Below are 11,510 nucleotides of genomic sequence, written 5' to 3'. Positions count from 1 at the left end.
CTAACCTCAGGCGGTACCTCACCCGATCCTCCGGAGTTCCGATGACCCTCTCCTCGGCGCGGCTGTCCCGCCGCGGTTTTCTCGCCGGCACCGCCGCCGCGGGCACGCTCGGCCTGCTGAGCGCCTGCGGGTACAAAGACGACCAGCCCGCGGCCGGCGGTGGCGCGACGTGGTCGTTCACCGACGACCGCGGCCGCAAGCTCAGCGGCGAGCGTCCACAACGGATCGTCGCACAGGTGACCGCCGCGGCCGCACTGTGGGACTTCGGCGTGAAATCGGTGGGCATCTTCGGCCCCTCGCGGCTGCCGGACGGCAAGACCGACCCGCAGGCCGGCGGCGTCGACCTGAACTCGGTGACCTCGCTCGGCAACGTGTGGAACGAGTTCAACTTCGACAAGTTCGTCTCGCTGAACCCGCAGCTGCTGGTCAGCGTGATGTACCTGAAGCAGCAGATGTGGTACGTGCCGGACACCTTGGCGGACAAGGTGGACAAGGCCGCGCCGAGTGTCGGCATCGGACTGCAGGACATCGCGATGCCGCAGGGGATCGCGAAGTTCGAGGCGCTGGCGAAGGCGCTCGGCGCGAACGTCGCGACGCCGGAAATCCAGCAGGCGAAGGAAAAGTACGAGGCCGCGGACGCCAAGTTCGCCGAGGCGGTCAAGAAGACGGCCGGGCTCAAGGTCGTGCTGCTGTCCGCGCAGAAGGACACGGTCTACGTGGCCAACCCTTCGAAGTTCGCGACCTCGAAGCACTACCAGGAGAAGGGGATGCAGTTCGTCCTGCCGGAGAAGCCCGACGAGAGCCAGGGCGGCTACTACGAGCAGGTGAGCTGGGAGAACGTCGGCAAGTACTCGGCCGACGTGATCATGTACGACTCGCGCGGCGGTTCGCTGTCGCTCGGCCCGGACGGGCTCGGCGGCGTCCCGACCTGGCAGCAGCTGCCCGCGGTGAAGGCGGGCAAGCTGATCCCGTGGAACAACGAGACGCCGTTCTCGTATCAGCGGTTCGCGGCGGAGCAGACCCGCGTGGCGGACGCGCTGGCCAAACTCTCGTGAGTGCCTATCCCGGTTAGAACCGCGATAGGCACTCACGAGGGAAGGTCAGCTGCGGGCGTGCGCGTCCAACAGGTGCGCCACCGCTTCGGTGACCTGCTGGGCGTAGTCCAGGTTCAGCCACTCGTCCGGCACGTGGATGTTCGAATCCGCGCCGCACGCGCCGGTGACCAGGAACTGCGCCTCCGGGTACTTCTCGCCGAGCAGGCCCATGAACGGGATCGACCCGCCCATGCCCGCGGCGCGGTGCGGACGGCCGAACACCTCGTCGTCGACCCGGCGCAGCGCTTCGGTCAGCCACGCGGCTTCTTCCGGTGCGTTCCAGCCGTTCTCCGCCTGCTGGTCCTCGGCGATGGTGACCTTCGCGCCGTACGGGACATCCGTGGTCAGCGCCCGCTTGATCGCCGCGAGCGCGTCTTCCGCGACCGCCGTGGGCGGCAGCCGGAAGCTGAGCGTGAGCGTGGTGCTCTGCCGCAGCACGTTGCCCGCTTCGGCGGGCTTCGGAAGCCCTTCGCCGCCGATGACCGACAGCGTCGGCCGCCAGTAGTTGTTCAGCAGCAGCTCAAGCGCGTCCTCGGACACCGTCTTTCCGCCGCTCACCAACGGGAACGCGGTGCGCAGCGCCTCCGGGGCCACCTCCGCGACCGCCTCGATCTCGGCGCGGCGGCTGGCCGGCACCTCGACGTTCAGCTCGGACAGCTTGATCTCGCCGGTTTCCGCGTTCTCGATGCGCTCCAGCAGCTGCCGCAGCACGCGGAACGAGCTGGCGACGACCCCGCTGGCGAGGCCGGAGTGCTGCGCGGTGGCGAGCAGCTGGACGGTCACCGTCAGGTGCACCATGCCGCGCAGGCTGGTGGTGAGCCACAGCCGCTCGTAGTCCATGCCGCCCGCGTCGAGGCACACGACGAGGCTGACTTCGCCCAGCCGCGCGCTCAGGTGCTCCAGGTACGCGGGCAGGTCCGGGCTGCCGGATTCCTCGCCGGTTTCCAGCAGCAGCGCGATGCGCGCGTGCTCGCCGCCTGCCGCGTGCACCGCTTCCACCGCGGCGCTGGCCGCGTACCCGGAGTAGCCGTCGTCCACCGAACCGCGGCCGTACAGCCGCCCGTCGCGGATCACCGGCGTCCACGGGTCGAGGCCCTCGGACCAGCCGCCGACCGGGGGCTGCTTGTCGAGGTGGCCGTACATCAGGACGGTGCCCTTGTCCGTCGCGCCCAGGGTGGCCGGAATGTCGACGAACAACAGCGGGGAACGGCCGTCCAGCTCGACGACCTCGATCCGCGCGCCGGGCAGGTCGCGGCCTTCGAGGTAGCTCTTGACGTGCTGGACGGCGGCGGCGAGATGCCCGGTCGACGCCCAGTCCGCGTCGAACGCCGGGGACAGCGCGGGGATCGCGATCAGACCGGACAGGCTCGGCGTGACGTCGTTGATCCACGTCGAGACCACGGATTCGCGTACGGATTTTTGCTCCACGGCGCCATCTTGCCACGGTGACCGACGTCACCGGAGCGACCGAACGTCGTGAGTGCTGATCCCGGTAAGAACCGCGATCAGCGCTCACGAGGGCAGGTGGGACCCCGGTTGAGTACCCGACCATCGCCTCTCCGATCCTCGGGCTTCCAAGCGTTTCCCCTGTTCAGCGAGGTTTTCTCAGCAACAAATCAGCAACTGCCGCTCTCCATCGGAGCAATTCTCGTGCCAGGATGTGGCCACGAACCGTCAACGCCGACGGTGACCGGGGTACCTCGGACCCGAGGCGCCGGTCCCCGCCGGTGCAGTCGCTGTGGCCGCCACAAGCGGCCGTCAGAGGCGCCGACACCGAGGAGAACTGCTCATGCCGTCCGAACAGTGGACGCACCCGGAACCTGGAGACGGGCCGGCCGCCGTAGCGGCCCAGCCTTCCCCTGAACAGGTGATCGCCGGTTTGCGAGCGACAAGCGAAGGTGGCGCTGAGCTCACTCAGCTGCTCACCCCCGAGGGCCAGCGGGTCCCGTCCGAGCGGTTCGACCGCTACGTCGAGGACGTCGACGACGAAACGCTGAAGAACCTCTACCGCGACATGGTGCTGGTGCGCCGCGCGGACCGCGAGGCCAACGCGATGCAGCGCCAGGGGCAGCTGGGCATCTGGGTGCCGCTGCTGGGCCAGGAAGCCGCGCAGGTCGGGTCCGGTCGCGCGCTGCAGCCGCAGGACATGGCGTTCCCGAGCTACCGCGAGCACGGCGTCGCGTACACGCGCGGCATCGACATGCGCGACCTCATCGGGATTTTCCGGTGCACCGACCACAGCGGCTGGGACTACCAGGCTCACCGGTTCCACCCGTACACCATCGTGATCGGCAACCAGGTCCTCAACGCCGCTGGTTACGCGATGGGCCAGAAGTTCGAAGGCAAAGTCGGCGACGAGGGTGGCGAGGCCACCATCTGCTACTTCGGTGACGGCGCGACTTCGCAGGGCGACGTGCACGAAGGGTTCGTCTGGGCCGCGGTGTACGACGCGCCGCTGGTCTTCTTCTGCCAGAACAACCAGTGGGCGATTTCCGAGCCGACCGAACGCCAGTCGCGGCTGCCGCTCTACCAGCGCGCCCGCGGCTACGGCTTCCCCGGCATCCGCGTGGACGGCAACGACGTCCTCGCCTGCCTCGCCGTCACCCGGTGGGCGCTGGAGGAATGCCGGCACGGCAACGGCCCGGTGCTGATCGAGGCGTTCACCTACCGGATGGACGCGCACACCACCACCGACGACCCCACCCGCTACCGGCTTTCGGACGAGCTGGAGGAGTGGAAGCTCAAGGACCCGATCGAGCGCGTTCGGGCGTTCCTGGCCCGCAACGGGCACGCGGATCAGGCGTTCTTCGACAGCGTCCAGGCCGAGGCCGACCAGTTCGCCGCCGAGCTGCGCGACTACACGTTCAACATGCCGGAGCCGCCGCCGGAGCGGGTGTTTTCCCAGGTTTACGCGGAACCTTCGCCGGTGCTGGAAGCGCAGCGCGAAGAGTATCTGTCCTATCTCGACGGTTTCGCCGCCGAAGAGTCGCTTGCGGGCTCGAGCATTCACAGTCGGGGTGAGCGCTGATGACTGATCTGCAGAAGCTCACGATCGGCAAGGCGCTCAACCTCGGTCTCCGCCGTGCGATGGAGGAGGACCCGAAGGTCCTGATCATGGGGGAGGACGTCGGCAAGCTCGGCGGCGTTTTCCGGATCACCGACGGACTGCAGAAGGACTTCGGCGAGCAGCGCGTGCTGGACACGCCGCTGGCCGAATCGGGCATCATCGGCACCGCGGTCGGCCTCGCCGTGCGCGGTTTCCGGCCGGTGTGCGAGATCCAGTTCGAAGGGTTCATTTTCCCCGGCTTCGACCAGATCTCCTCGCAGCTGGCGAAACTGCACTACCGCACGCAGGGCAAGGTCAAGATGCCCGTCGTGATCCGGGTGCCGTTCGGCGGCGGGATCGGCGCGGTCGAGCACCACTCGGAGTCGCCGGAATCGCTGTTCTCGCACATCGCCGGCCTCAAGGTGGTGTCGATTTCGAACGCGGTGGACGCGTACTGGGGCATCCAGGAAGCGATCCGTTCGGACGACCCGATCCTCTTCTTCGAGCCCAAGAAGCTGTACCACTCGGGCGCGTTGAAGATGGAGGTCGACACCTCGACCGCTCCGTCGCGGGTGTTCTCGTCGCAGCTCGTGCGCGAGGGCACGGACGCCACGGTGGTCGCGTACGGCCCGTCGGTGAAGGTGGCGCTCGAAGCCGCCACTGCCGCCGAGGCCGAGGGCAAGTCGCTGGAGGTCATCGACTTGCGCACGCTCTCGCCGCTCGACCTCGGACCGGTGTTCGAGTCGGTCCGCAAGACCGGACGGCTCATCGCGGTCAGCGAAGCGCCGTCGGAATCCTCGCTGACCTCGGAAATCGCCGCCCGGGTCCAGCAGGAATGCTTCTACTCCCTGGAGTCCCCTGTCCTGCGCGTGACCGGATTCGACACGCCGTACCCGCCCGCGAAGCTCGAGGAGCATTACCTCCCCGATCTCGACCGGGTGCTGCACGCCGTCGACCGATCTCTCGCCTGGTAAGGGGGTTCCTTCCGAAATGCCTGAGTACAAACAGTTCCCCTTGTCGGACACGGCGGAGGGGCTCACCGAAGCTGACATCCTCGCCTGGCGCGTGAAGCCGGGCGACACGGTCACGGTCAACCAGATCGTGGTCGAGGTCGAGACCGCGAAGGCCGCCGTCGAACTGCCGATCCCGTGGGCCGGGGTGGTCACCGAACTGCACGTGGAACCGGGGCAGACCGTCGAGGTCGGGACGCCGATCCTGACCGTGGACGTGGATCCGGACGGGAAAGCCTCGCCCGCTCCCGCCGCTGCTCCCGCCGCGGAGTCCGCTCCCGCCGCGGAGTCCGCTCCGGCCGAGGAGGAGATGAAGCCGCTGGTCGGCTACGGCTCCAAGGCGGCCGGGACTACCCGGCGGGCGCGTAAAAGCGCGACCCCAGCACCGGCTCCCGTTGCGGCGGCACCGACCCCGGCGGCACCCGCCCCGGCCGCTCCCGCGCCGGTGGCCGAGACCCCGCGCGGCGGTTACGTCCCGCTGGCCAAACCGCCGGTTCGCAAGCTGGCCAAGGACCTCGGCGTCGACCTGCACTCGCTCACCGGCAGCGCGGACGGCGGCGTGATCACCCGCGAAGACGTGCACCGGGCAGCCAACGGATCCGCCGCGCCCGCCGGGACCCCTGTGTCCACTGTGGACTCCGGATACGACCCGGCCACCCGCGAGCGGCGCGTGCCGATCAAGGGCGTCCGCAAGGCGACCGCGGCCGCGATGGTGCAGAGCGCGTACACCGCTCCGCACGTCACGGAGTTCCTCACCGTCGACGTCACGCCGATGATGGAACTGCGCGAGAAGCTCAAGAAATCGCGTGAATTCAGCGGCGTGAAGCTCACTCCGCTGGCGTTCGCGGCGAAGGCGGTGTGCCTCGCGGCGAAGCGCACGCCGGACGTCAACGCGGTGTGGGACGAGGCCGCGCAGGAGATCGTCTACAAGGACTACGTGCACCTCGGCATCGCGGCGGCGACCCCGCGCGGTCTCGTGGTGCCGAAGATCCGGGACGCGGATTCCTTGTCGCTCAAGGAACTCGCGGTCGCGCTCACCGAGTTGACCGACGTCGCGCGCGAGGGCAAGACGACGCCGGCGGCGATGCTGGGCGGCACCTTCACGATCACCAACGTCGGCGTGTTCGGCGTTGACACCGGCACGCCGATCATCAACCCGGGCGAGTCGGCGATCCTGGCGGTCGGGGCGATCCGCGACACCCCGTGGGTGGTCGACGGCGAGATCAAGGTGCGCAAGGTGATGCAGCTGTCGCTGAGCTTCGACCACCGGGTGGTCGACGGGCAGCAGGGGTCGGAGTTCCTCGCCGACGTCGGTGCCCTGCTCGCCGATCCGGCGGTCGCGATCACGTACTGAGCCGAAGGGGCCGGGTGCGCTCGGCCCCTTCGTTGTATCCCGTTGACGGAGTGAGTACTCACTCCGTACCGTGGAACGCATGGAGACGAGAAAACGAGCGCCCGGGATGGCGCCGGACGACCGGCGGCGGATGATCGTCCGCGCGGTGCTTCCGCTGGTCGTCGAGCACGGCCGAGGGGTCACGACCGCGCAGATCGCCCGCGCCGCCGGGATCGGCGAGGGCACCATCTTCCGGGTTTTCCAGGACAAGGACGAACTGTTCGACGCGTGCGTGGAAGCCGCGCTCGACCCGGCGGAGGCGCTGGAGATGATCGGGGAGATCCCGGCTGAGCTGCCGTTGGAGAAGCGGCTGGCGGAGGCCGCCGAGGCGATGAACGCGCATCTCCAGCGCATGGGCGCGGTGATGGCCGCGACGATGAAGGGACGGCCGCGTCCGGAGGAGGCGCGCAATCGCAAGTCTGTGACTGGCGACAGCCGGCGCGAGTCGATGGAGGCGATGCAGCGGGCGGTGCGCGAGCTGTTCGTTCCGGACGCCGCCCGGTTGCGGCTGCCGGTCGACAAAGCCGCCTCGCTGTTCTTGGCGCTGCTGTTCACGCAATCCCGCCCGATGCCGGGTGCCCCGACCACGGACGAAGTCATCGACGTCTTCCTGCACGGTTCGGTGCTGGCGTGATCCCGGGCGGTGGGGGCGGGATCGAGATGGCCCTCGGCCGCCGCGGTCGCCGCCGGATGGCGCAATCCGTGCCGGACAGCGGCCTCACCGGGCCGGTCGACATCCCGGAACCGGAGCAGCCGGAACAGCCGAAAGGCCTGCGCGCGCGGCTGTCCCGGATGCGCACCTCGGTGGCGGGCACGGTCCGCGGCCTGCCGAAAGTCGCGAGACTGACCTGGCAGGCCAGTCCGACGCTGACCATCGTGCTTGCGGTGATCACGCTGGCGTCCGGCCTGTTGCCGACGGTCACCGCGTACGTCGCGAAAATCCTGCTGGACTCGGTGGTCGCGGCGATCCAGCATCGCGGGTCGACCGCGGACATCGTGCGCATCACGGTGTTCCAGTTCGGCGTGCTGGCGGCGACCGCGATCAGCAGCGCGCTCACCACGATCGCGCAATCCCTGCTGCAGGAACGGATGACGCTCGCCATCCGGCACCAGGTCATGCAGCACGCGAGCGATCTGCACCTGGCGTACTTCGAAGGCTCGACTTCGTACGACATGCTGCGCCAGGCCGCGCAGGAAGCGCCGACGCGTCCGTTGTCGATGATGACCTCGGCGTTAGGCCTGGTCCGGACGCTGATCACCTTCGCCAGCATGATCGCCCTGCTGGTGTCGATCAGTCCGCTGCTCGCGCTGGTCGCGTTGCTGGCTCCGATCCCGGCGTTCATCTCGCAGTCGAAGTACGGCTCGCGGGCGTTCTGGCTCACGTTCATGATGTCGCCGATCAAACGGCGGATGGACTATCTGTCCTCTTTGGTCACGACGGACACGTATGCCAAGGAGACCAAGCTGTTCGGCCTCGGTCCGTACTTCGTGGACCGGTTCCGGAAGCTCGGCGTGGTGGCTTACGAACGGCAGCGGAAGCTGACGGTGAAACGGAATGTCAGCTCGACGTCGTGGGGTTTGCTGAGCACCCTGGTCGGCTCGGCGATCGCGTTGTACATCGCGCTGGAAGCGGTCGGCGGCCGGCTCACCCTCGGCGACCTGGCGTTGTACACCGCCGCCGCGACGTCCGTGCAAAGCTCGGTGACCGGGCTGTTCGCCGCGTTTTCCGGGATGTACGAGAACAATCTCTACCTGGACACGTTGTACAAATTCCTCGACACCGAACCGGAAATCACCCCTCCGGCGAAACCGCGGCCGCTTCCGTCCACTGTAGACGGACACATCCAGTTCGAATCGGTGAGCTTCAGTTACCCGGGCGCGGACGAACCGGCGCTGCACGGGGTGAGTTTCGAGATCCGGCCGGGCGAAACCGTCGCCGTGGTGGGGCGCAACGGCGCGGGCAAGTCGACGCTGTTCAAGCTGCTGTGCCGGCTGTACGACCCGACGGCGGGCCGGATCCTGCTGGACGGCGTGGACATTCGCGAGTACGACCCGGTCGACCTGCGCACCAAGATCAGCGCGATGTTCCAGGATTACGTGACCTACCAAGGCACCGCGGCGGAGAACATCGGCCTCGGCGACCTCAACCGGCTGACCGACCGCGAGCACATCGAGGACTCCGCCCGCCGGGCCGGAGCCGACGAGCGCATCGCCCGGCTGCCCACCGGGTACGACAGCCCGCTCGGCCGGTGGTTCGACCAGGGCGTGTCGCTGTCCGGCGGGGAATGGCAGAAAATCGCGCTGGCCAGGGCCTTCCAGCGGGAGGCCCCGATCCTGATCCTGGACGAGCCGACGTCGGCACTGGACGCGCAAGCCGAGCACGACCTGTTCGACCGGCTGCACACGTTGTCGCGCGGGCGGACCACGCTGTACATCTCGCACCGGTTCTCGACGGTCCGCCAAGCCGAGCGCATTCTGCTGCTGGACCACGGAAAGGTCGCGGAATACGGCACGCATGAGGAGCTGATGGCGGCCGGCGGCGGGTACGCGGAACTGTTCACGCTGCAAGCGGAGGCGTACCTGAAGTGACTATCTTGAGGTGATCAGCCGAGGGGGTTTCGTGCTCATCACCACTCAAGACCTGGGGGTCACCGCGGGCGAGACAGCGCTGTTCAGCGGTCTCGACCTGGCCGTCGACGCCGGCGAATGCCTGGTCGTCCGCGGTGCCAACGGGGCGGGCAAATCGACGTTGCTGCGGTGTCTCTACGGGAACCAGCAGCCCACGTCCGGTTCCGTGTCCGTCTGCGGCGGACCGCCGGACGAGCGGTCCGCCGCTTTCCGTCGCCGGGTTTCCGTCCTTTTCGACGATTCGGCGCTCTTCGACGAGCTCACGCCGCGCCAGCATCTCGATCTGCTGCGCAATTCCTTCGGCGGGGAACTGGCCGAGGGCCCGGTCCCGGCTCCCGATGTTCCCGCGGCGGAACTGTCCGCCGGACAACGACGGCGGCTCCTGCTGCACGCCGCGGTCGCGCGTCCGCACGAGGTACTGCTGCTGGACGAACCGGAACGCGCGCTCGACGCCGAGGGCCGGGCCTGGCTGTCCACCCTGGTCGCGACCAGCACGGGACGCGGCGCGGCGGTCGTGGTGGCAAGCCATCACCCGCCGCTCGCGGACGAGGTCGCGGATTACGTGGTGGACCTGTGAAACGCCCGGACCTGGTCCTCGCGCTGATCATCGCGGCCGGCCTGCTGGGATCGCCGTTCTACAACACCGAACTGGTGCGCAGCCAGCTGATCGGCGGCGCACCGGTGGGCGCGCTGGGCAGCGTGCTCGTGCTGTGCACCGGCCTCGCGCTGGCCTGGCGGGCGACGCTGCGGCGCGGGTACCTCTGGGCCCATCCGGCCACGCTGACCTGGGATGATTTCGACGGCCAGCGCCCTGCGGCGCTGACCCGGCGGCTGGTCCTGGACTGGGCCGCCCGGTTCGGCGTGGCGGCTTATTTTTTCGCGGTCTCCGGCATGCTCATCGGTTTCCCCAGCTCGCTAGCCGGCCCTCTTGCGCTTTTCGCGGCCGTCGCCGCACTGGCGCTGACGATGGGCCGCCGACGTCCGTTCCCCGGCGAATCCCTTGCCCCGCTTACCCTCGCACTGGCGTTGATCATTCCACTGTGGAGCTACGCGCTGGCCGCCGGTCTCGCGGCGATCGCCCTGGCCTGGTCTTCTCCGTTGTCGCGGACGGTTTCCCGAGACACGTTGATCCGGCACTACACCGAACGCATGGTGCGCCGGACGTCCGCCGCCTTCCTGGACGTCTGGGCACTGCTCCCGGCCGGCCGCCCAGTGCCGTGGCGAAACGCGCTGGCCGGCCGCTTCATCGTCACCCGCTATGTAGTGACGGGGACTCTCGCCCGCCGGTACACGCTCGGCCTGCCGGTCTTCCTGGCACTCGCCGTGCTCGCGACGCACGCGACGTTCCCCGCCGTGACGTCAGTGTGGCTGCTGGGCGTCGGCGGTTATCTGGCGCTGCTCCCGTTCACCGCGCCGGTCGCGCAGCTGCATCGAGTGCCCGGGTTACGCCGCTGGCTGGACGCGTCGAACTTGCGGCTGCATGCCGTGACCTGCGCTTTCCTGTGCCTGCTAGCCCTGCTCTGGGCGGGTGTGGTCCTGATGCTGGGGATCCCGGCGTCGCTGAGCGCAGTGGTAGCCGTACTTCTCGCCGCACTCGCGGCTGTCCGCTCGGTGACCCGCGGCCCGCTGGATTTCAGCTCGATGGGGATGGTGCTGTACGAGGGAGTCCTGATCCCGGCCGGCCTGGTGCGGCAGCTTGTCCGAGGCCCGGACCTGCTGGTGCTGGGGTTGATCGCGGCGAGCTTTGTCCCGCTCTGATCGTCGGCTCCTCCGCCAGGGAAGTAGCCGGCCGTGTGCCTGCGGACCCTCTGACCTGGTCTTTTTCCCGTCCGGGAGCAAAACCCGGCACTCGATCGTTGAGTGGATATGGCTGTCGTGTTCCTGCTCTACGTCATCGCTGAAGTCGCCGCCATCTGGGCGGTCGGCTCGGTCGTCGGTGTGCTCGGCACGATCGGTCTGCTGATCGCGGGCGCGTTCGTGGGCTCGTGGCTGGCGCGCCGGGAGGGCGGCAAGGCGATGCGCGCGTTCCTGGCCACCGCGCAGTCCGGGCGCAATCCGGAGAAAGAGCTGACCGACGGCATGCTCGTCGCGCTCGGCGGGGTGCTGATCATGGTTCCCGGCTTCGTCAGCGACGTGCTCGGCCTGTTTCTCCTGCTGCCGCCGACGCGCTCGATCGCCCGGCGGTTTTGGCTGCGTCGCGCGGAGAAGCGCGCCATCCGGTACGCCAACCAGCGCCGCGGTCCGGTGATGGTGGTGGACAGCGAGGTCGTCGCGGAGGAGCCGCGGCCGACGAATCATCCGGTGATCGAAGGCCGGATCGTCGAAGGCTGAGCCTTTGC

Annotated in this window: 10 protein-coding genes; 9 read left to right on the top strand and 1 reads right to left on the bottom strand. The window is 68.7% G+C overall.

The window, feature by feature from the left end; translation table 11 throughout:
- Positions 1-41: 41 nt before the first annotated feature.
- Positions 42-1,055, top strand: coding sequence for an ABC transporter substrate-binding protein (locus tag F9C11_RS07590; RefSeq protein WP_409184177.1), 1,014 nt, complete (start codon positions 42-44; stop codon positions 1,053-1,055).
- A 45-nt stretch (positions 1,056-1,100) separates the two neighbouring features.
- Here F9C11_RS07590 and F9C11_RS07585 read toward each other — a convergent pair whose 3' ends face one another.
- Positions 1,101-2,522: a M20/M25/M40 family metallo-hydrolase gene (locus F9C11_RS07585; RefSeq protein WP_409184176.1), complete on the bottom strand. Its 1,422-nt coding sequence runs from the start codon at positions 2,520-2,522 to the stop codon at positions 1,101-1,103.
- 361 nt (positions 2,523-2,883) lie between these two features.
- On the opposite strand from F9C11_RS07585, the gene pdhA reads away from it, so the two are divergent.
- The 8 genes from pdhA (at position 2,884) to F9C11_RS07545 (ending at position 11,502) form a co-directional block, all read left to right on the top strand.
- On the top strand, positions 2,884-4,122 hold the full coding sequence (gene pdhA, locus F9C11_RS07580) for a pyruvate dehydrogenase (acetyl-transferring) E1 component subunit alpha (RefSeq protein ID WP_409184175.1): 1,239 nt from the start codon (positions 2,884-2,886) through the stop codon (positions 4,120-4,122).
- Positions 4,122-5,114: an alpha-ketoacid dehydrogenase subunit beta gene (locus tag F9C11_RS07575; RefSeq protein WP_409184174.1), complete on the top strand. Its 993-nt coding sequence runs from the start codon at positions 4,122-4,124 to the stop codon at positions 5,112-5,114. The genes pdhA and F9C11_RS07575 overlap by 1 nt, the downstream gene beginning before the upstream one ends.
- A gap of 16 nt (positions 5,115-5,130) precedes the next feature.
- Positions 5,131-6,504 (top strand): dihydrolipoamide acetyltransferase family protein, encoded by a 1,374-nt coding sequence (locus F9C11_RS07570; RefSeq protein WP_409184173.1) that lies wholly within the window; start codon positions 5,131-5,133, stop codon positions 6,502-6,504.
- Between the two features lie 106 nt (positions 6,505-6,610).
- Positions 6,611-7,177, top strand: coding sequence for a TetR/AcrR family transcriptional regulator (locus F9C11_RS07565; protein WP_409186838.1), 567 nt, complete (start codon positions 6,611-6,613; stop codon positions 7,175-7,177).
- A 20-nt stretch (positions 7,178-7,197) separates the two neighbouring features.
- Positions 7,198-9,132, top strand: a complete 1,935-nt coding sequence (locus tag F9C11_RS07560; protein ID WP_409186837.1) for an ABC transporter ATP-binding protein — start codon at positions 7,198-7,200, stop codon at positions 9,130-9,132.
- Positions 9,133-9,142: 10 nt separating this feature from the next.
- A complete protein-coding gene (locus F9C11_RS07555; RefSeq protein ID WP_409184172.1) occupies positions 9,143-9,748 on the top strand; it encodes an ATP-binding cassette domain-containing protein in 606 nt (201 codons plus the stop codon).
- A complete protein-coding gene (locus tag F9C11_RS07550) occupies positions 9,745-10,929 on the top strand; it encodes a hypothetical protein (RefSeq protein WP_409184171.1) in 1,185 nt (394 codons plus the stop codon). Before F9C11_RS07555 ends, F9C11_RS07550 begins: the two co-directional genes overlap by 4 nt.
- A gap of 108 nt (positions 10,930-11,037) precedes the next feature.
- On the top strand, positions 11,038-11,502 hold the full coding sequence (locus F9C11_RS07545; RefSeq protein ID WP_409184170.1) for an FxsA family protein: 465 nt from the start codon (positions 11,038-11,040) through the stop codon (positions 11,500-11,502).
- Positions 11,503-11,510: the final 8 nt, after the last annotated feature.

Source organism: Amycolatopsis sp. VS8301801F10 (assembly GCF_046195355.1).
In the GTDB taxonomy this organism is placed as follows: domain Bacteria; phylum Actinomycetota; class Actinomycetes; order Mycobacteriales; family Pseudonocardiaceae; genus Amycolatopsis.
This window is presented reverse-complemented; position numbering and strand designations above follow the sequence as displayed.